The 19,926-nt window shown below is 76.2% G+C and carries 18 protein-coding genes; 7 read left to right on the top strand and 11 right to left on the bottom strand.

The genetic code is table 11. From position 1 onward, the window contains the following. Positions 1-93: 93 nt before the first annotated feature. The 6 genes from pqqB to ACFVUH_RS25060 all read right to left on the bottom strand — a co-directional run bounded on the left by pqqB (position 94) and on the right by ACFVUH_RS25060 (position 6,254). Complete coding sequence (gene pqqB, locus ACFVUH_RS25035) at positions 94-1,125, bottom strand: pyrroloquinoline quinone biosynthesis protein PqqB (protein ID WP_387915448.1); 1,032 nt, start codon at positions 1,123-1,125, stop codon at positions 94-96. Continuing rightward, positions 1,064-2,545, bottom strand: coding sequence for a pyrroloquinoline quinone biosynthesis protein PqqE (pqqE, locus tag ACFVUH_RS25040; protein WP_387915428.1), 1,482 nt, complete (start codon positions 2,543-2,545; stop codon positions 1,064-1,066). Before pqqE ends, pqqB begins: the two co-directional genes overlap by 62 nt. Then, positions 2,542-3,324, bottom strand: coding sequence for a pyrroloquinoline-quinone synthase PqqC (gene pqqC / locus ACFVUH_RS25045; RefSeq protein ID WP_387915429.1), 783 nt, complete (start codon positions 3,322-3,324; stop codon positions 2,542-2,544). Before pqqC ends, pqqE begins: the two co-directional genes overlap by 4 nt. Then, the gene (gene pqqA, locus ACFVUH_RS25050) at positions 3,321-3,479 is read right to left on the bottom strand and encodes a pyrroloquinoline quinone precursor peptide PqqA (protein WP_355367616.1); all 159 of its coding nucleotides are present in this window, start codon (positions 3,477-3,479) and stop codon (positions 3,321-3,323) included. Before pqqA ends, pqqC begins: the two co-directional genes overlap by 4 nt. Positions 3,480-3,751: 272 nt before the next feature. Further along, a complete protein-coding gene (locus tag ACFVUH_RS25055) occupies positions 3,752-5,416 on the bottom strand; it encodes a PQQ-binding-like beta-propeller repeat protein (protein ID WP_387915430.1) in 1,665 nt (554 codons plus the stop codon). Between the two features lie 154 nt (positions 5,417-5,570). Further along, a complete protein-coding gene (locus ACFVUH_RS25060) occupies positions 5,571-6,254 on the bottom strand; it encodes a hypothetical protein (RefSeq protein ID WP_387915431.1) in 684 nt (227 codons plus the stop codon). Between the two features lie 456 nt (positions 6,255-6,710). Here ACFVUH_RS25060 and ACFVUH_RS25065 point away from each other — a divergent pair, with 456 nt between their 5' ends. Both ACFVUH_RS25065 and ACFVUH_RS25070 read left to right on the top strand, forming a co-directional pair. Further along, positions 6,711-7,094, top strand: coding sequence for a hypothetical protein (locus tag ACFVUH_RS25065; RefSeq protein ID WP_387915432.1), 384 nt, complete (start codon positions 6,711-6,713; stop codon positions 7,092-7,094). Between the two features lie 96 nt (positions 7,095-7,190). After that, positions 7,191-7,427: a hypothetical protein gene (locus ACFVUH_RS25070; protein ID WP_387915433.1), complete on the top strand. Its 237-nt coding sequence runs from the start codon at positions 7,191-7,193 to the stop codon at positions 7,425-7,427. Between the two features lie 10 nt (positions 7,428-7,437). Here ACFVUH_RS25070 and ACFVUH_RS25075 read toward each other — a convergent pair whose 3' ends face one another. Both ACFVUH_RS25075 and ACFVUH_RS25080 read right to left on the bottom strand, forming a co-directional pair. Beyond that, positions 7,438-8,169, bottom strand: a complete 732-nt coding sequence (locus tag ACFVUH_RS25075) for a ribonuclease H (RefSeq protein ID WP_387915434.1) — start codon at positions 8,167-8,169, stop codon at positions 7,438-7,440. A 67-nt stretch (positions 8,170-8,236) separates the two neighbouring features. After that, positions 8,237-9,175 (bottom strand): NADP-dependent oxidoreductase, encoded by a 939-nt coding sequence (locus tag ACFVUH_RS25080; protein WP_387915435.1) that lies wholly within the window; start codon positions 9,173-9,175, stop codon positions 8,237-8,239. A 138-nt stretch (positions 9,176-9,313) separates the two neighbouring features. Here ACFVUH_RS25080 and ACFVUH_RS25085 point away from each other — a divergent pair, with 138 nt between their 5' ends. Further along, positions 9,314-9,715 (top strand): winged helix-turn-helix transcriptional regulator, encoded by a 402-nt coding sequence (locus ACFVUH_RS25085; RefSeq protein WP_387915436.1) that lies wholly within the window; start codon positions 9,314-9,316, stop codon positions 9,713-9,715. A 64-nt stretch (positions 9,716-9,779) separates the two neighbouring features. Beyond that, a complete protein-coding gene (gene merB / locus ACFVUH_RS25090) occupies positions 9,780-10,439 on the top strand; it encodes an organomercurial lyase (protein WP_387915437.1) in 660 nt (219 codons plus the stop codon). 155 nt (positions 10,440-10,594) lie between these two features. Here the strand turns inward: merB and ACFVUH_RS25095 are convergent, their stop codons facing one another. Beyond that, positions 10,595-14,515, bottom strand: coding sequence for a phosphodiester glycosidase family protein (locus tag ACFVUH_RS25095; RefSeq protein WP_387915438.1), 3,921 nt, complete (start codon positions 14,513-14,515; stop codon positions 10,595-10,597). A 357-nt stretch (positions 14,516-14,872) separates the two neighbouring features. Here ACFVUH_RS25095 and ACFVUH_RS25100 point away from each other — a divergent pair, with 357 nt between their 5' ends. Further along, positions 14,873-15,166 carry a hypothetical protein gene (locus tag ACFVUH_RS25100; protein WP_387915439.1) on the top strand — a complete coding sequence of 98 codons (294 nt, stop codon included), beginning with the start codon at positions 14,873-14,875 and terminating at the stop codon, positions 15,164-15,166. Here ACFVUH_RS25100 and ACFVUH_RS25105 read toward each other — a convergent pair. Together ACFVUH_RS25105 and ACFVUH_RS25110 are read right to left on the bottom strand one after the other, a co-directional pair. Beyond that, positions 15,151-15,783 (bottom strand): AAA family ATPase, encoded by a 633-nt coding sequence (locus tag ACFVUH_RS25105; protein ID WP_387915440.1) that lies wholly within the window; start codon positions 15,781-15,783, stop codon positions 15,151-15,153. The two genes, ACFVUH_RS25100 and ACFVUH_RS25105, sit on opposite strands and share 16 nt — an antisense overlap. 32 nt (positions 15,784-15,815) lie before the next feature. Next, on the bottom strand, positions 15,816-16,367 hold the full coding sequence (locus ACFVUH_RS25110) for a MarR family winged helix-turn-helix transcriptional regulator (RefSeq protein WP_387915441.1): 552 nt from the start codon (positions 16,365-16,367) through the stop codon (positions 15,816-15,818). A gap of 48 nt (positions 16,368-16,415) precedes the next feature. Here ACFVUH_RS25110 and ACFVUH_RS25115 point away from each other — a divergent pair, with 48 nt between their 5' ends. Beyond that, positions 16,416-17,354: a DMT family transporter gene (locus tag ACFVUH_RS25115; protein ID WP_387915442.1), complete on the top strand. Its 939-nt coding sequence runs from the start codon at positions 16,416-16,418 to the stop codon at positions 17,352-17,354. Between the two features lie 360 nt (positions 17,355-17,714). Continuing rightward, positions 17,715-19,802, top strand: a complete 2,088-nt coding sequence (gene fusA / locus ACFVUH_RS25120) for an elongation factor G (RefSeq protein WP_387915443.1) — start codon at positions 17,715-17,717, stop codon at positions 19,800-19,802. Positions 19,803-19,926 lie beyond the last annotated feature (124 nt).

The raw sequence follows: 19,926 nt of genomic DNA on the forward strand, positions 1-19,926 counted from the left end.
ATCACGACGATCCGACAGGGGCTTGGTGTCCGGGGGCGATCCCGGGCGCCACCGTTCGGTGAACGGACGGTGGCCGCGTTCGACCGGACGCGGTCAGACGGCCGTCCGGGAAGGGGAACCTCCCAGATCGAGCAGCATCCCGTCCTCGGCGACGGCAGCGCCCGTCGCCGCCAGCGCCGGCGCCAGGGCGGCGGCCTCCGGTGAACCCCGGTGGGCGAGCGGGTTGGTGTTGTTGAGGTGGGTGTAGAGGTAGCGCGGGCCGGGCCGGCGGGCCAGTTCGGGGAGCGAGTCGGCGACGGCGAGATGGCCCATGCCGCGTGAGGTGCGGGCGCCGCCGGTGCGTTCGGCGAGTTCGTCGTCGGTGGCGAAGGTGCCGTCCAGGATCACCACGTCGGCGTCGGCCACCGCCCGGTCGAGGCCGGGTGTCCAGGCGGCGAGGCCGGGCGCGTAGACGGCGCGGGCCGGGCCGCCCGCCTCGGTGAAGCGGTAGCCGACCACCCAGTCCGTCCGCTCGCCGCAGGGGCTGTCGGACGGGCCACCGGCGGACGGGGCGAGCGGGCCGGCGGCGTAGCGGGGGCGTTTGCCGCCGAGCGCCAGCGGCTCGGCGACCAGCCCGCCGGCCAGCTCGACGGGTGTCCCCGCGGTGACGGTGCGCCAGTGCGCCTTGGTGTAGGGGGCGAGCAGCGGGCCGACCGGGAACGCCTCGTGGAGCGCGGTACGGACCGGCGCGGTGGCGTGCACGGAGAACTCGGCGGCCTCCCGCAGGGTCACCAGCCCCAGGGTGTGGTCGAGTTCGCCGCTGGTGAGCAGCACACCGCGCAGCGGGGTGGCCCGGGTGCCCGGCGCGGGCGCCAGTTCGGGCGCGGCGAGCAGCTGGGAGCGCAGGTCCGGCGAGGCGTTGACCAGGTACCAGGCGGTCCCGTCGGCACTGATCGCCAGGCAGTCCTGGCTGCGGACGGCGCCGGTGCGGCGGGCGGTGGCGCAGCCCGCGCAGCCGCAGTTCCACTGCGGCAGGCCGCCGCCGGCGGCGGTGCCGAGGATCCGGATCTTCAGCGGGTGCTCCTCAGGCCGGGTCCGGGGCGGGCCGGACCGGTGGCACGGGCGGGACGGGCGGGACGGGCGCAGTGAACCTGCGCGGAACCGGTGCCGGAGCGGGCGCGGGCTCCGCGTCCGGTTCCCCCCGCACCAGGTGGTGGTGCGGGGAGAACCGGCAGGCCGGGTCGGTGACGCCCGGGTCGCCGGTGAACTGGAAGGCCTGGCAGCGGCAGCCGCCGAAGTCCTGCTCGCGCAGCGCGCAGCCGCGGCACGGCTCGGGCATCCAGTCGGTGCCGCGGTACCGGTTGAAGGCGGGCGAGTCGTGCCAGCTCGCCGCCAGCCCGTCGGTGACCGCGTTCGGCAGTGCGAGGTCGGGCAGTTGGGCGGCGGCCAGGCAGGGCAGCACGGCGCCGTCCGGTGCGACGACCAGCTGTTCGTTCCCCCAGCCGTTCATGCACGGCTTCGCGGTGCCGCCGTGGTGGTCGGCGACCACGTGGGTGATCTCGATCCGGTCGCCGTGCCGCGCCCGGGCCTCGGCGACGTCCTCCTCGGCCCGGCGGACCTGCTCGTCGTCGGGCGCGAGGTGGGCCCGGTTGACCCACGCCCAGCCGTAGAACTGGGTGTGCGCGAGCTCGACCCGGTCGGCGCCCAGCTCGACGGCGAGGTCGGCGATGGCGCCGAGGCGGGCGACGTTGCCCCGGTGCAGCACCGCGTTGACCGTGAGCGGCAGGCCGGCGCCGGTGAGCAGGGCGGCCGCGGCGAGCTTGCGCTCGTGGCCGGTGGGGCCGGTCAGCCGGGTCAGTCCGGCGATGGCGTCGGCCCGGTGCGGATCGGCGTCCTGGACGGAGAGCTGGACGTGGTCCAGCCCCGCCGCGGCGAGCTCGGCGGCGCGCGGGCCGTCCAGCGGCAGACCGCTGGTGATCAGGTTGGTGTAGAGGCCGAGGCCGCGGGCGTGCGCGACGATGACGGCCAGGTCGCGGCGGAGCAGCGGTTCGCCGCCGGTGAGGTGGATCTGCAGCACGCCCAGGCCGCGCGCCTGGTCGAGGATGCGCAGCCACTGCCCGGTGTCCAGCTCGTCGCGTTGCCGGGTGAGTTCGACCGGGTTCGCGCAGTAGGAGCACTGCAGCGGGCAGCGGTGGGTGAGTTCGGCGACCAGGCCGAGCGGGGCGGGCGCCCGCTTCCCGGCGGCGGCGCCGGTAAGCCCGGCCGCCGGGTACGGCTCGGCGGGTGCGCCGGTGCCGTCGAGGGTGAGCAGCCGGCGCGCGGCGAGGTCGGTGAGCAGGGCCAGCACCTGGCCGGCGTCCACGCCCTCGTACTCCTCGGCGAGCCGGGCGGTGATCCGGGCCGCGTCGCGCCGGCCGTCGATGTGCCGCAGCACGGCGGCGGCGGTCGCGTTGAGCAGCAGCACGCCCTCCGGGTAGAGCAGCGCGGCCTGTTGGCGCACCGGGTCGTCGACCAGCCGCACCCCGCGCCGCAGCCCGGGGGCCGCGGCGGCGGGTGCGGCGTTCACCCGGCGGTCCCGGCGGTCCCGGCGGCCACCGACGTCTGCGCCGGTGCGGCGGGCCCGGTCGGGGCGGCGCCCTCCGGCCCGTAGTCGACGGCGTCGAGCATCGCGCGCAGCACCTCGCACTTGAACGCGAGCGCCTCCACCGCGGCCCGCTGCTGCTCGGCCGTCACGCAGTGCTCCAGCACCAGATCGAGGGTCTGCGCGCTGTCCCGGCGGGCGTCGGGGATCCGGTGCTCGAAGTAGGCGTAGCCGGCCGGGTCGATCCAGTCGTAGTGCTTCTGCCAGGCGACCACCCGGTCGGCCATGTGGTCGGGCGAGAACATCTCGGTCAGCGCCGCCGCCACGCCCTCGGTCCACGGCCGGGTCCGGCAGAAGGTCAGGTAGGCGTCGACGGCGAAGCGCGTGCCGCGGGCCACGTGCCGTTCGTCCAGGACCTCGGCGCGGTCCAGGCCGACGGCCTCGGCGAGCACCAGCCAGTCGGCCAGCCCGCCCGCGCCCTCGTGCGGGCCGTCCTGGTAGCCGAGCCGCCGCGTCCACTCCCTGCGGACCTCCGGAAGCGGGCAGTTGGCGATGATCGCGGCGTTCTTGCGGGTCAGGACCAGCTGGTAGTACCAGCGGTTGGCGACCCAGCGCCGCAGCTCCGGCGGCGTGCAGCCGCCGGAGTGCAGGCGCAGATGGAACGGGTGGGTGTCCCAGTACCGTCCCCGCAGGCCGTACAGCCTGGCCGCGAACTCCTCGCGGGTCGACGCGGTGGTGGAGGCGCCGGTGGGGGAGTGGGTCACCGAGTGGTCCGCGCGGCGTACGCGGTGACCTCGGCGCCGGTGCGGTGGCACTCCACCGCAGGGGCGGACCAGACGGGCTTGGCCGGGGCCGCCGCGGCGGCGGGCACGGTGGTGGCGGTGGAGGCGGTCAGCGGAGTGGTGAGCGGGGACTTCATGGGAGTTGCCCTCCTCGGTGAAGTGGGGTTCGGGGCCCGGCGGCCCCTGGAGCAGGACGCTACGAGCCGCCGGGCCCGCCTGCCGGGCCAACCCGCGCGACAGCGTGCCAAACGCGCTCGAACGGGTGACGCGACGGGCTCCGCGGCCGGACCGGGCCCGCGCGGCAAAACCGGTGTCGAGTGTGCCGCGCGGGCAGTGCCGTGTCGAGTGGGCCGACGAAGGGTCTGTCAGGTGGCGTCTCCCGGGCGCCTCCCGGGGAGCTTCCAGCGGGTCAGGCGGAGCGGCCGAACGCCAGCAGGTGGCCGTCCTTGGTGCCGACGAACACCCGTCCGCCGTCGGTCGCGGGCACCGAGAACCTGGTCACCGTGCCGAGCGCGAAGCTGCGCCGCAGGGTGAGCGTGCCGTTGACCGGAAGCGCGTCGTAGACCCGCAGTTCGCCGTTCTGGCCGCCCGGTCCGGTGCCCGAGTAGACGGTCCACACCAGGGCCGAGCCGGTCGCCGTCCCGTCGGAGGTGACCACGGGTGAGCCGGAGGCGTAGCCGAAGCCCTCGGCGCTTGTCGCGGCGCTCGTCAACTGGGGGTTCCCGGCGCCGTTCACCGAGTACTTGAGGGCCCGCAGCGCGCCGTAGTTCTCGACCAGGTAGACGTAGCCGCCGTCGCCGCCCCACACTCCCGGGTGGCCCCAGACGCCCTTGAACGGGCCGGTGGTGCCGACCACGCCGTCGGTGCCGCCGGGGCCCTGGCCCATGCCGCCGAGGCGGTCCCGGTCGAGCAGGAAGATCCGGCCGTCCTTGCCGACCTGCACCATGAGGCGCGGGTGCGCGGCGGTGCCGAAACCGGAGGGCAGGGCGGCCGGGCCGCCGGAGCCGAGATCGATGTCCCCGTGGTCCATCGCCCGGTTGTCGGTGGGGCTGAAGAAGTCCCGTGGGGCGAGGCTGCCGTCGGCGGTGACGCCCAGCCGGACGACGGCCTCGGCGAAGTGGCCGCCGGGCCGGTCGCCGGGGCCCTTCGGCGGGGAGGCGCCGTCGCCCGCGCCGTTCCCGGTGGCCAGGAAGATCCGCCCGGGGCCGTCCGAGACCAGGCCGCCGCCGCTCATCCAGACGCCCCCGTTCTGCGAGGCGGAGCCGGACTCGGTGGACCAGAGGGTGAGTCTGCGGGTGCTGGTGTTGACGCCGGCGACCGTGCCGACGTAGGTGCCGACCCCGCAGTCGGAGGCGAACCCGAAGTAGACCGCGCCGTCCAGCAGCAGCAGCCCGGCCCGCTGGGCGGAGGTGGCCGGGTCGAACGGCACGCCGGGGCTGTTCACCGCCGAGCCCTCGACGGGGACCGGCCAGCCCGCGCGCTCGGCGCCCGAGGCGGCGTCCAGGGCGTGCACCGAGAAGCGCGCGCCGCCCCCGTCGCCGGACTTGGAGACCAGGTAGACCGTCCTGCTCGCCTTGTCGTAGACCGGCGTGGAGATGATGCCGGTGCCGGGGGAGAGGCAGGCGGTGGAGGCGGGCACCGGGGCGCCGAGCGAGCGCTGCCACAGGATCCGGCCGTCGGCCGCGTCGACGCCGTAGACGTGGTTGGTCGCGGTGGCGACCACCACCGTCGATCCGGCCACCAGCGGCTGGGCGTACACCGCGCCGTCCACGGCGGTGGACCAGCGGCGGCCGAAGTCGGCGGAGGACACCCTGGCCGGGGCGAGACCGGGCTCGGCGGCGTCCCAGGCGGTGCGCAGATTGTTGACGGAGACGGTCGGATTGTCGGCCCGGGTGGGCGTCGCACCGCCGAGCGCGCCGGCGGCGAGCGCCGGGAGGAGCAGCGCCAGCCCGGCGAGCAGGGCCGCCGCCGACCGCGGCGGCCGGGTGGGTCGGGCGGGGCAGTGGGGCCGGACGGGACCGGGGGCGTCCGGGGCCGGTCCGGTGACGCGCGCGGGTGGGTGAGGTCGGCTCATGCGATCCGCCTTGGCTGTCGGGGGGAGTACGGACAACGGCGCCGTGGCGTCGTTGTGCGAACGACCGTCCCGCACCCGCGGCCGCCCGGCACCACCGTGCCCGCCCCGTTCACGCCCCGGGGGGAACCGGCTGCGCCGGGCGGAGGTGCGGCGGCTACACCCCCTTGGACAGCAGCAGCGCCAGTCCGGTGGCGGCGGCCGCCTCGGCGTCGGCGTTCACGTCGTCGCCCGGGCCGCGGTCCTTGACCACCTCGACGGAGTACGCGTGGCCGTCGGCGGTGAGGAAGTTCACCTCGGGACGGCGGCCGTTCTTGTCGCGGAGCAGGTAGGCGTCCTGGCCGATGCCGGGGACCGGGGTGGAGGTGAACTCCGGGTTGGACTTCAGCGAGGTGAACAGGGCGGGGTCCATCTCCTGGATGTGGGCGAAGGACTGCCGGGAACCCCAGGTACAGCCCCAGACCGGCTTGCCGTTCCTGGGATCGGGGTGGGTGCCGGTGAACGGTCCGCCGGTGCCGACGGCGGCGACCACCTGGGGGGAGGTCAGCAGGCTGCAGGCGTCCGCGGGCCGCTTGCCGGTGCCGGCGGGCGTACCGGCCGGCGTGCCGGCGGTGGGGGCGGCCGGGGTCGCGGTCGGGGCCGGGGCGGCGGTGGCCGGCGCGGTGGTGGCGGGAGCGGCCGCGGTGGTCGTCGGAGCGGCGCCGGTGGTGGCCGGCGCGGAGGCGGCCGTCGTCGAGCCGCCGCCCGAGGAGGAGCAGCCGGCCATCGCGACGGCCGCGAGGGCCAGCGCGGGCAGCCAGCCGTACCGGCGGCCGGACATGATCGGTGACCTGCGGTCCATGGAACCCCCTCCGATGGCGCCCGCCGGTGCGGCGGGCGGCGACGTGGCAGGATCCTACGGCGTCGGGCGGCCCGCGATTTCCTGTTTGTGCTACAGGAGTTGGACGACTCCGTCACGGGCGCGAGCGGGTCGTCGGCCGGTCGCGGGGCCGGCGCGCCCGGGCGCCCGGGACGGCGGTCCGGAGCACGGGGGTGGTACGCGCACGTGCGGCCGGGCTCCGGGCGGCGCCCGTGCCGGGGCGAGCTGACCTGCCCGGATGCCCGGGCCCCTCATTATCAGTGCGGCCGGTCCGGTGTCGAGCGCGGGACGGCGTCTTCCCCGGACGGGTGACGTTCTGGTGAAAGTGGTCATGCCAGGAACGGCGGCCCGGCATCCTGTGCCCGTGATCATGCGGATCCCGGGACGGGGCGGGGCGCGCGACCGAGCGGATGCCCAGAGGGACGGAGGCCCTGAGAGATGAGCACCAACCTGCCGGAGACCGTGGTGGAGCCCCCGGCCGTCCTGCCCGCGCCGCCCCGCGTGGTCGACGACCTCGCCCGGGATCTGACCCGGGCGGCAGCGGCCGTCCGGTCCGCCTCCAGAGACGGCCGCAGCGGCGGCGATCTCGCGGTGGCCGCCTACACCGCCGTGGTCTGCACCGGACGGTCGGCGGCCCGCGCCCTGGAAGAGGCCGCCGCCTGGTGCCGGCAGGCGCCCGAGGCCGAAGTGCACTCGCTGGCCTGGGCGCGGGTGCCGGGTCACCGCGACGACGTGGACGAGTACCGGGTCACCCTCGCCGTCAGCTTCCCCGACCAGGAGACCGGCGAACACGTCGGCGACACCCACCGCGCCCGGCGCTGAACCCCGGGCCCGGGCCGGCCGATCGGCGGGGTCCGCCCGGGGTGTCCGCGTGGCAGACTCGCCGTCATGGACACCCAGGGGGCGAACGATCCTGCCGTGACCGAGCGTGAACTGCCCGTCGGGTCAGCCGTGGTGGTCACGGTGCTGGCCGGGCTCTGCGGCGCGGCGCTGCTGCTGGCCATGCTGCACTGGCTGGGCTGGACCGTCCCCGGCCTCGGCTGGCTGCTCGCCAAGGGCGCCGTGAAGCTCGGGGCCGGCGGCGCGGTCGGCCTGACGGCCGCCGTCGCCTGGTTCCGGGTCCGCCGAGCCGGCCGGGGACGGGACGCTTCCTGAGCGATCCGCCTCAGGACCGGGTGGCCGCGCACTCCAGGTGGCCCCAGGTGGCGCCCACCTTGGTGATCTTGTCGCCCTTGGCGTACGGGCGGGAGCACGGGCAGGTGCCGGGGAAGCGGGCGGAGAGCGTCGGAGCGCCGCCGGAGCCGGTGGAGCCGCCGGCGGTCCGACGCTTGGCCGAGGCCGAGGCCGAGGCCGAGGCCGAGGCCGAGGCGGGGGCGGCACGGCGGGCCCGCGGCGGGGCGCTCGTGACCGGGTCCGGGACCGGCAGGTCGGCGGCGGTCCCGCCGGCCGCCTCCTGGGTGCGGGCGGCGTCGCTGGCGGCCTTGTCGGCGATGGCGTTCAGCGGATCGCCGTCCACCTGGTGGGCGGGCACGTAGACGAACGCGACCTCGCGTCCCTCCAGGAGCCCGTCGATCCGCTGGATCAGTTCCTGGTTGGCCACCGGCTTGCCGGCGGCGGTCTTCCAGCCGTTGCGCTTCCAGCCCTTCAGCCACTTCGTCACCGCGTCACGGGTGTACGTGCTGTCCAGCCGGACCTCCAGCGGCACGGCGGGATCGGTGGCGGCCAGCAGCTGCTCCAGGGCCGTGAGCTCGCCCACGTTGTTGGTGTTGCGCCCGAGCGGGCCGGCCTGCCAGCGCTGCGGCACCCCCGCACCGTCGGCCACCACGTAGGCCCAGGCCGCCGGGCCCGGGTTCCCCTTGGCCGCCCCGTCACAGGCGGCGATGATTCGGTCGTTCATCCTGCGATCATGCCAGCCCCCGCGGGCCCCGCGGACCGCGCGGCGGCCCGGCCCGGGCCCCGCGCGGTCAGGGCAGCAGGACCAGCCGCCCGCGCAGACCGCCCCGCGTCAGTCGGCGGTGCGCCTCGGCGGCCCGTTCCAGCGGCAGGGTGTCGGCCACCCGCAGCGCCAGCTCGCGGCGCGCGGCCAGGGCCGCGAGCCCGGCGAGCGCGGCGCCGTCCGCCGCCACCCAGACGTGCACGACCCGGATCCCGCGCAGCCCGGGCGGTGCCGCACCCGCCGACACCGCGACGAAGGCCCCCCGGTTGCGCACCGCGCCGAGCGCCGCCACCCCGAGCAGCGCCGCGTCCAGCGCGCCGTCCACGCCGCCGGGCACCAGCACGCGGACCTCGGCGGCGATGTCGGGTGCGTCGCGCGGCACGCACCACCGCGCCCCCAGTTCCCGCAGCCGCCCGGCGTCCCGCTCGCCCGCCACCGCGACCACGCGCAGTCCGCGGCGCGCCGCCAGCTGGACCGCGAAGCCGCCGACCGCACCCGCCGCGCCGGTGACCAGCAGTGTCGCCCCGGGCGGCAGGTTGAGCAGGTCCAGCGCCTGGACGGCGGTGAGCCCGTTGAGCGGCAGCGTCGCCGCCTCGACGGCCGGCACGCCCGGCGGCGCGGCGGCGAGCGCCGAGGCGTCCAGCACCAGGGCGTCGGCGTAGCCGCCGAGCGGGACGTCCAGCCGGTCGCGCAGCCCGATCACCGCGTCCGCGACCGCGAATCCGGACACCCCGGGGCCGATCCGCTCCACCGTGCCGGCCACGTCCCAGCCGATGCCGACGGCCTCCCGCGGCGCCATCAGCCCGGCCTGCGCCAGCACCCCGGCGCGGGTCACCGCGTCCACCGGGTTGACCCCGGCGGCTGCCACCCGCACCCGAACCTGGCCCGGCCCCGGCTCGGGGACGGGCACCTCGACCAGCTCCAGGACCTCCGGACCGCCGAACCGGCGGACGACCACGGCGCGCATCGCGCTCTCCTTCCAGCAGGGGGCCGCCACCGCCCGCGGCGGACGGCGGGGCTTGCCAACGGCACCCAACCTAGGGAGAGTTGCTCCCCGGCAGGAAGTACGCACCCGCGAGTGCGTACCGTACGGAGAGGAGAGCCGATGGCGACCACGACCGCCGCCCAGCGCCGCTCGGCCGCCCGGGCCGGCTACGACGCCTACCTCGCCGAGTGCCCCGCGCGGCAGCTACTGGAGCGGATCGGTGACAAGTGGGTCAGCCTGATCATCAACGCCCTGGCCGACGGACCGCAGCGCTACAGCGACCTTCGCCGCCGCCTCGCCGGGGTCAGCGAGAAGATGCTCACCCAGACCCTGCGCGCCCTGGAACGCGACGGTCTGCTGACCCGGACGGTCACCGCGGCGGTCCCGGCCCGGGTCGACTACGCGCTCACCCCGCTCGGCGCCGGGCTGCTCCCACTGCTGCGGGCGATCAAGGACTGGGCGGAGGAGAACATGCCCGAGGTGCTGGCCCACCGGGAGGCCCACGACGGCCTGGCCGGTTGAGGGGCCGGCGAAGTGACGGACCGTCAGGGGGTGGAGGTGGAGCCGGTCGTGGCAGGCTGACGGCATGGACACCGAAGAGCTGAGACTCGCGGTCTACCGTTCCTTCGCCGCCACCGGCCGGGCCCCCGGGCACGACCGGCTGGCCGCCGAACTGGGCGTCACCGCGCCGGAGATCCGCGCCGGCCTGCGCCGGCTCGCGGACGCCCGGCACCTCGCACTCGGCCCCGACGACACGATCGTCATGGCCCACCCGTTCTCCGCCGTGCCGCTGGGCTTCTCGGTGATGGCCGACGCCACCCTGTGGTTCGGCGGCTGTGCCTGGGACTCCTTCGCGCTGCCGCACCTGGTGCCCGGCGCCGATCCGGCGCTGGTCGCCACCACCTGCCCGGCCTGCGGGCGCGCGCACGCCTGGACCGTCACCCGGCAGGCCCCGCCGGCGGGTGAGCAGGTGGCGCACTTCCTGGTGCCCGCGGCCCGGATGTGGCAGGACGTCGTCCACACCTGCGCCCACCAGCGGCTGTTCTGCTCCACCGACTGCGTCGACGACTGGCTCGCCGCCACCGGCAACCCGCGCGGCGCCGTCCTCGACCTGGCCACGCTCTGGCGGCTCGCCGCGCACTGGTACGAGGGCCGGCTCGGCTCGCCGTACACCCGGCGCGAGCCGGCCGAGGCCGCCGACCACCTGCGCTCGGTGGGGCTGAGCGGGGAGTTCTGGGGGCTGTGAACCGCTGACGCGGGCTCGAGCAACACCGAGGGAGCGCAGAAGGAGCGCCGAAGGAGGGTCGAAGGGACACCGAGGGAACGCCGAAGGCCCGTGCGGCCGCCGCCGTCGAGGCGGTGGCGGCCGCACGGGCCGGGGTCAGGAACGGAACGGCAGCGTCACAGGGCGCTGCACTGGCCGCCCTTCGGGCCGTTCACGGTGTTGCCGTGGCCGCCGTTGCCGGGGGCCGGGGTGTTGCCCGCGCAGTCCAGCGGACCGCGCACGGTGCTGCCGGCGACGGCGGTGCCGCCGGTGTTGAGGGCCAGGTGGGCCGGGCCGTCGACGGTCGACCAGAGCAGGGCGACCTGCCCGGTGGAGCCGCTCACCGCGACCGGGCCGGACACCTGGGAGTCGGTCAGCACGAAGGCCGCCGCGCCGCGGGCCGAGACCGGGCCCTTGAAGGTCGAGTTGTCGGCGACCAGCGCCGCGCCCGGCTGGACCAGCACCGGGCCGGTGACGGTCGCGCCGTCCAGGCAGGTGACGCCGGAGGTGACCGCGAGCTTCTTCTGGGCACCGCGCAGCGTGGTGGTGCACGCCGGGACCGAGCCGACGGTGAGCGCGCGCTCCGCCGTCACGCCGCCGACGGTGACGGTCAGCGTCGCGCTGCCCGGCCGCAGCCCGGTGAGCGTGCCGGTGGCCGGGTCGTACGCGGCGATGCTGCCGTGCGGGGCCTTGGCGGCCGGGCCGACGTGCACACCCCGCCCGCCCCACCGGGCGGTGACCGGCCAGGCGACCGGCACCGTCCGCTCGCCGTCCTGGGTGAACGTCGCGCTGACCGGCGCGGAGTCCAGCAGGCCGAGCGACTCGGGGGCGGTCAGCTGCACCGCGTCGGCGCGGGCCCGCACCTCGGCGCGCAGCCAGGCGGAGGCGTCGTCCGGCACCGCGTACGGGTCGGTGACCCTGCCGGCGGCCGGGTTGATGCCGAGCATCGTCCAGCCGGTGAAGCCGCCGCGGTCCGGCTCGGCGGCCGGGCCCTTGCCCGAGTTGCCGTTGATCAGGTACGGGACGCCGTCGACGCTGCTCGCGTGGAAGGCGCCGACGTGGCCGCTGACCATGGCGGCGGACTTGCCGCCCGCGCGGAAGCCGGCCAGCCACTGCTCGACCAGCGCGGCCTCCTTGCGGTCACCCAGCTGGCTGCCCTGGTCGGGCAGCGGGTCGCGGGTCGGGTGGTGGTCGAACAGCAGCAGACCGGTGACCGAGGGGTCCTGCGCGGCCGCGTCCAGGGTGGTGCGCAGCTTGGCGATCTGGTCGAAGCCGCTCGCCCGGAAGGAGCCCAGCGAGCTGTTCAGGGTGATGAAGCGGGTGCCCTTGACGTCGAACACCTCGCTGGTCTCGCCGAAGGCGGCCTTGAAGTTGTCGATGGTGCCGGGGCCCATCACCTCGTGGTTGCCGGGCACGTAGTGCCAGGGGATGCTGCGGCCGGTCAGCTGGTCGAACTCGTCCAGCACCTTGCGGGCGAGGGCGAAGTCGGCCGGGCTCGCCTCGTCGACCAGGTCGCCGGCGATGACCAGCAGGTCGGGCTTGGCGGCGGCGATGTCGCGCAGCGTGCGGCGGGCGGCCTGCACGATGTCGCTCTCCGGGGCGCGGGCGATGAACTGGGCGTCCGACATCACCGCGACCCGCAGCGGCTTGCCGTCCACGGTGCCGTCGGTGAGCACCACCGGGTCGGTGACCCGCGGGCGCACCGGCAGTTCGACGTCCGGCGCCACCTTGACCCGCAGGTCGGCCAGGGTCAGCGCGCCGGTGTAGGAGCGGGCGGCGCTGGTCTCCATCAGCCGGAAGCGCTGGAAGGTCAGCGGGTACTGCACACCGGCCGGGATCGGGAACTCGACCTTCTGCCAGCCGGTCCAGGTGACCATCGGCGCGTCCAGGTTGGCGGTGACACCGGCGGCGGTGCGGTACTGGACGCGCGGCCAGGCGCCGTTGCCGTCGCCCTCGATCCACATCGTGATCGAGCGCGGCTGGCCGGGCAGCACGATGCCCTCGGGGGCGATGGCGTACTGGCCGCGGGTGCCGGTCGACTTGGTGAAGTCGTAGGCCAGGCGCAGGCCCTTGCCGCCGTCGTGGCCGGCGGCCGGGGCGACGCCGCCGTCGGGCGCGCGGTCGTTGCCGGACTTCCAGGCGGCCGCGTCGGAGAAGTCGGCGAACGGCTTCTCGGTCATGCCGACGGTGACGGCGACGGCGGTCTCCAGGCCGCCCACGGTCAGCTTGAGGGTGGCGGAGGTGCCGTCGGCGAGCGCCTTGAGGGCGATCGATCCGTCGTCGGCGGCGGAGGTCCCGACGACGCCCGCGCCGCCGGTGACGGTGATGTCCGCGGCCTCGACCGGGGCGGCGTGGCCCTGGGCGTCGTAGCCGGTGACGGCGATCTTCGCGGTGGCGCCGGCGCCCTCCAGGCCGATCGGGTCGGTGCCGGCGGTGATCCGCACCGGTGCGCCGAGCACGGTCAGCGGCAGGGTGGCGGTCTCGGCGCCGTCGGCGGCGGCGGTGACGGCGGCCGGGCCGGAGGTGCGGCCGGTGACGACGGCCTCGGTGCCCTTGCCGGACACCTCGACGGCGCCGCTGGCCGGCGCGCCGCCGGTCGTGCCCTTGGCGGCCGACCAGCGGACCGGCGGGGTGGCACCGGCCACCGGGCCGAAGGTCTCGTCGTGCGGCAGCGCGCGGACGGTGCGGTGCAGGCCGGGGAAGACCCGGGCCGCGGTGTCCACGGTCTCCGCGGGCCGGACCCGGAAGCCCTTGACCTGGCCGGAGCCCGGCGCGGAGAACAGGCCCAGCCCGTTGGCGACGGCACGCTCCCCGCCGTTGTCGGACGGGCTGCTGACGGTGCCGGCCCGGGCGGTGCCGGGCAGCCGGGCGGCCATCGCCGCCGAGCCGCCGCCGTCCATGTTGAGCGCGTTCCGCGCGCCCATGTCCCGCATCAGCACCGCGAGGTCGGGCAGGCTGATGCCGGGGCTGTCGGCCTGCCGGCCGTCGATCGTGACCAGGTACATCCGCTTGTTGTCGGCGGAGAAGCCCACGGCGGTCCGGGCGTTGGGCTCGTTGCCGTCGTTCTCGCCGGGCCGCATCGCGACGCCGTCGCGGACCAGCACCTGGTAGCCGCCGACCGCCACCGCGACCTCGCCGAAGGAGGCGCGCGGCCGGTAGCCGGTGGAGACCTGGTCGCCGGGCTTGAGTTCGCGCAGCGCGCGGGCGCCGGCCTCCCGGCCGACCAGCACGGTGGCGCCCTCGGGCACGGCGGCGCCCGGCTGCTCGCGCACGGCGGTGACCCGGCCGTCACGCAGCTCCACCTCGACGACCTCGGAGGAGCCGTCGGCGACCTTGGCGCGGGAGGCCGTGCCCCAGGCGGGGGTGAACAGGCCGACGCCGTCGGCGGGCAGTCCGTAGGTGTTGACGCCGTTGAGGGTCAGCTCACGGCCGCCGGGCAGGGCGGCGTGGCCCTCCAGGAACACCTCGGCCATCCGGGCGAGGCCGTCGGTGCCGACGGTCACGGCCTGGTTCCAGCCCTCGATCGGGGCGTGCACGAGGCCGCCCTCGCGGGAGACGCCGACCCCGAGCGGCGCCTCGGAGGCGTTCATGTCGAAGTAGTCGCCGTTGATGGCGGCGACCGCCCCGGCGCCGCGGGCCATGTCGGTGACGGTCTGGCGGGTGGTCACCTGGCCGGAGGACAGGTAGTCGACGCTCAGGCCCTCGGTGGCGAGGTCGGCGACCAGGACCTTGCCGCGCAGCCAGCCGGTCTTCCCGAGCCGGTCGAAGGCGGTCATGGTCAGCCCGGGGGCGATCGGGGTGACCTCGCGCCGGGTGACGACCGACTCCCCGGGGCGGTCGAGCACCAGGCCGGGTTCGGCGGCCGTGCGCTCGGCTCCGGCCGTGGCCGGTCCGCCGGGCGCGGCCCAGGCGCTGGAGGTGGCGAGGGCGGGCAGGCCGGCGGCGACCAGCGCGCAGAGCGCGACCACCGCGGCGGGCCGCCGGCGGCGGCCCGCGCCGGGTGCGGCGGCGGGTGCGGGAACGGGGGCGGTCGTCGTGGGGGTGACGGGCGGTGACATTCGGTGGTTCAGCTCCTCGTACTGCTACGGGACGTGTGTGCCGCCGGTGCGAGCGCAGGACACGGTCGGTGGCACGGGGCGCCGCTGGACGGCGCGGCCCGGGTGCATGATCACCGAGCCGACGGCAGCCAATCGTCCACGAAAGACCTTCACACCACGCGTCGGTGAACCGACCCGTTCGGCCGCGCGAACAAAAGCCCCATTCCTCTCGGGAACATGACACAACAGGACGTCCGGGCCGTGGTGGTGAGGATCGCCGGTTTCCCGTCCTGCTGCAGAGTTCGACGCGCGCCGGGGGCGCACAGTGGAGCGCGCACCACCCCGTCCTCGTCAACGAGCCCCATCGGAGGGGAAGTCATGAGCATCCGTACCGCCGCCGCGGCCGTCGCCGCCACCGCCGCCCTCGCCGTCCCGGTCCTCGCCGCCGTCCCGGCCACGGCCGCGCCCGCCCGGGTGACGACCTGTTCGACGTACAGCAACTACGTCAGCTACGGCGTGGCCTGCGACGGCACCCGCAGCTACTACGCCTGGGCCGTCTGCGCCAACAACCAGGTGGTGTACGGGGCCACCCGCTCGGGCGGGGTCTGGTCCTACGCCTACTGCAGCAACGTCGGTTCGACCTTCCGCAGCGGCGGCTACACGCTGATCTGACCGCCGGGGGAGCCGCCCGCGGCGGCCAGGGCGCGGTCCACGCGGTCGGCGAGCGTCGACCACGGACGGCAGTCGACCACCGGGAGCGCGTGCCGGCGGGCCTCGGCGGCGAGCCGGTGCGAGTACCGGGCACTGACCTCGGCGCGGTCCGCCTGCACGCCGCTCCCCGGTTCGCGGGCCGCGTAGTTGGCGGTGATCCGGGCGGCGTCGCCCTCGTGCAGGAACAGCGCCCGGACGTTCCGTCCCGCCGCCCGGCCCAGCGCGAGCGCGCGGGCGCAGCCGGCCGGGGTGAGGTAGTCGCCCTCGACGACGGCGGGGACCGGGACGGTCAGCCGGTTGCGCACCACCCCGAGCAGCGCCGGCTCCAGCGCCTCGGCGGTGGCGATCTGGAGGTCCAGCACCCGCTCGGGCGTCAGCTCCTCGACCGCGCCGCCCTCGCCGAAGTGGTGCAGGGCGGGGTGCTGTTCGGGGGTGGTGAGCTCCTGGACGGCGGCGACCACGTCGTCGAACTCGACGACGAAGGCGCCCGTGCCGGCCGCGATGCGGGCGGCGGCCAGGCTCTTGCCGACGCCGGAGGCGCCGCCGAGCAGGAGGAGGTCCCAGGTCCGGTTCGTCACCCCGCGACGCTATCGTGCGGGATCCGGTCGGATCATCCGGATTTCCCGGTCGGGTCCGCGCTGTGGTCGAGCCGCCGCTGCCACGTCGTCAGCAGGCCCTCCAGGGTGGCCGCCTCCTCGGGGGTGAGCAGGTCGAGCAGACGGTGCTCATTGCGCATGTGGGCGGTGAACGCCTCGTCGATCAGCCGGCGGCCGGCCTCGGTGAGGGCGACCACCCGGCCGCGCCCGTCCGCCTCGCTGCGCCGGCGGGTGACCAGGCCGGCCCGCTCCAGCCGGTCGATCCGCTTGCTCATGGCGCCGGTGGTGACCATGGTGCGGGCAGCCAGTTCCCCGGGTGCCCGCTCGAACGGCGCGCCCGCCCGGCGCAGCGCGGCCAGCACGTCGAACTCGCCCTCGCCCAGCCCGTAGCGGCCGTAGACCAGGCAGAGCTCCTCGGTGAGCCGGCCGGCCAGCCGGTGCAGCCGTCCGATCACCGCCTGCGGGGAGACGTCCAGGTCGGGACGCTCACGGCGCCAGTCGGCCTGGATGAGGGCGACGCGATCGGGGGCCGGGTCCGTCGGGTGGCTGTCTCGGCTGTGCTCCATGTCCGGCATCCTAGCTCGATGGCTTCCCGGGAAGTTATATTGTCTTCCATGGAAGCAAGTTTTCGGTGGGTGCTGCTGACCGCCGTCGCGCCGGTGGCCTGGGGCGCCAACTACTACGTCACCCGCGAGTTCCTCCCGGCCGACCGTCCGCTGTGGGGCGCCGCGCTGCGCGCCCTGCCGGCCGGACTGCTCCTGCTGGCGCTGCGCCCGCGCCTGCCGCGCGGAGCCTGGTGGTGGCGCTCGGCGCTGCTCGGGCTGCTCAACACCGCGGGCTTCTTCGTCCTCCTCTACATCGCCTCGCAGTCGCTGGCCACCAGCGTCGCCTCCACGGTGATGGCGGCCTCACCGCTGGCGATGCTGCTGCTGGCCTGGGCCCTGACCGCCGCCCGTCCCGCCCGGGCCCATCTGCTCGGCGCGCTGGTCGGCCTGGGCGGGGTCGGGCTGATGCTGCTGACCCGGGCCGAACCGGTCTCCCTGCCGGGTCTGGCCGCCTCGGCGGCGGCAATGCTCGTCTCCTCGCTCGGCTATGTGCTGGCCGGCCGCTGGCGCGACGGCCCGGACGTGCTCGCCACCACCGCCTGGCAGCTGGTGGCCGGCGGGCTGGTCCTGCTGCCGTCGGCCGCGGTGGTCGAGGGCGCGCCCGCGGTGCCCACCGGGCGGGAACTGCTCGCCTTCGGCTACGTCGCGGTGGTGGCGACCGCGCTGGCCTTCACGGTCTGGTTCGCCGGCCTGCGCCGGCTGTCGCCCGGGACGGTCGGGCTGGTGGGACTGCTCAACCCGCTGACCGGCGTCCTGCTCGGCACGGCGGTGGCGGGCGAGGCGCTCGGTCCGCTCCAGTACGCCGGGCTGCTGCTGGTCCTGGCCGGGGTCGCCCTCGGGACCGTCTTCAAGGTCCCGCCCGCCGGGCGACGCCGGGAGGCCGAGGACGGCCCCGGCCGCCCGGGTCGGGGCGCTGCCCGGGCGAAGGCGCTCGGGCGGCGCGGCTGACCTCCCCTCCCGTCGCCGCCGGTTGACGGCCGGTCGGAGGGAATAACCGGGTGACCCGGGGCGGGCCGGTTCCTACACTCGACACCCAGAGGCGCGCCGCCCGGGATTCCGGCGGCGCGCGCCGTGACGAGTCGAGGGAGGACCGGTCGTGCGCCACCGCACCGCTGCTGTCGTCCCCTCGTCCCGGTTCGAGGTGATCCTGGTGTCCTCGTCCTTCCGGTGCCCGCCGCGCGGCCGGCACCGGGGGCGTGCGACGACCCTCTGACCCGGGCCCGGGAACACCCCTCGCCTCGCGGGTCGCCGTCGCCGCCGCAATCGCGCTGCCCTTCTCGTCCCGAGAGCTTCGAAAGGCACCGGGCCATGCGCACCGACGTCACCACCACCATCGCCGCCGTCCGCAACCTGGGCATCCTCGCCCATGTGGACGCGGGCAAGACCACCGTCACCGAGCGGATCCTCTTCCTGACCGGCGAGACCCACCGGCGCGGCGAGGTCCACGACGGCACCACCGTCACCGACTGCCACCCGCAGGAACGCGAGCGGGGCATCACCATCTCCGCGGCGGCCGTCGCCTGCGTCTGGGACGGTCACCGGATCAACCTCATCGACACCCCCGGCCACGTCGACTTCGCCGACGAGGTCGAGCGCTCGCTGCGGGTGCTGGACGGGGCGGTCGCGGTGTTCGACGCCGTCGCGGGCGTGGAACCGCAGAGCGAGACCGTCTGGCGCCAGGCCGACCGGCACGGCGTGCCGCGGATCGCGTTCGTCAACAAGATGGACCGGGCCGGCGCCGACCTGGACGCGGCCGTCGCCTCCGTCCGGGAGCGGCTGCACCCCGCCCCGCTCGCCGTCCAGCTGCCGATCGGACGGGAGGGCGGCTTCACCGGTGTCGTCGACCTGCTGACGATGCGTGCCCTGACCTGGGACGACGGCCCCGACCGGGACGGCTTCCGGGAGGGGACGGTGCCCGACGGGCTGCGGGCCGAGGCCGGGCGACGGCGCCGGCTGCTGGACGAGGCGGTGGCCGGGCTCCATCCGGCCGCGCTGGAGGAGTACGTCGAGCACTCGGCGCTCTCCACCGTGACCCTGGCCGCGGCGCTGCGGGACCTCACCCGTAGCGGCGAGGCCGTGGTGGTGCTGTGCGGCTCGGCCTACCGCAACCGCGGGATCGAGCCGCTGCTGGACGCCGTCACGGCCTACCTGCCGTCACCGCTGGACGTCCCGGCGGTGCGCGGCGCCGCGGTCGGCACGGCGGGCGGGACGGCCGACGGTGCGGAGGTGGAACGGTCCGCCGATCCCGGCGGGCCGCTCACCGCACTGGTGTTCAAGGTGAACGTCACCGCCACCGGCCGGCTCACCTACCTGCGGCTGTACGCGGGCACGCTGCGCAAGGGGGACACCGTGCTGGACGCCGGCACCGGTCGCACCGAACGGATCGCCCGGATCCTGCGGGTGCAGGCCGACAACCACACCGAGACGGACACGGCCCTGGCCGGGGACATCGTCGCGGTGATCGGCGTCAAGGCGGCCCGCGCCGGCGCGACGCTCTGCGCACCCGCAGCGCCGGTGGTCCTGGAGCCCGCCGTCACGGCGGTGCCGGTGGTGACGGTGGCCGTGGAGGCGCGGCGCACGGTCGACACCGACCGGCTGGCCGTCGCGCTCGCCCGGCTCGCCGAGGAGGACCCGTCGCTGGTCGTCCGCACCGACCCGGAGACCGGGCAGCGGGTGCTGTCCGGGCTGGGCGAACTGCACCTGGAGGTGGCGGTGGAGCGGATCCGCCGGCTCGGACTGGAGGTGGCCGTCGGCCGCCCGCAGGTGGCCCACCGGGAGACCGTGGAACGCGGGGTCACGGGGCACGTCCACCGGCACGTCAAACAGGACGGCGGCGCCGGCCAGTTCGCCCACGTGGTGCTCGACGTGGCACCGCTGGACGGCCCGGCCGGGCAGCAGGAAGGGGGATTCGTGTTCGCGTCCGCCGTCACCGGCGGGCGGGTGCCGAAGGAGTACGTCCAGGCGGTCGAGGCGGGCTGCCGGGACGCGCTCGCGGAGGGCCCGCTGGGCGGCCACCCGGTCACCGGCCTGCGGGTCGTGCTGACCGACGGGGCCACCCACCCGAAGGACTCCTCGGAGCTCGCCTTCCGCACCGCCGGCCGGCTGGCGCTGCGCGAGGCCCTGCGGGCCTGCCGGATGGTGCTGCTGGAGCCGGTCGCCGAGGTGACGGTGACCGTGCCGCAGGAGTCGGTGGGCGGGGTCCTCGGTGACCTCGCCGCCCGCCGGGGCCGCGTCCGGGGCTCGGCCCCGCGCGGCGGGACGGCGGTGGTGACGGCCGTGGTGCCGCTCGCCGAGCTGTTCGGCTACGCGACCGCCCTGCGCAGCCGCACCCAGGGCCGGGGCACCTTCACCACCCGGCCGGCCGGGTACGCCCCGGCACCGGCCGCCGTCCGGTAGGGCGTGTCCTGGCCGGCGCCGGGCCGTCGGGACCACCTCGGTGGGCCGGCGGCCCCGCGCCGGGGGTCCGGGGGGGGGGGGGACGGCGGGCCGGGGCGGCCCAGACGGGCCGGGCCGCGGCGGG

Origin of the sequence: Kitasatospora sp. NPDC058032, from assembly GCF_042885845.1 — a bacterium.
Lineage (GTDB): Bacteria > Actinomycetota > Actinomycetes > Streptomycetales > Streptomycetaceae > Kitasatospora.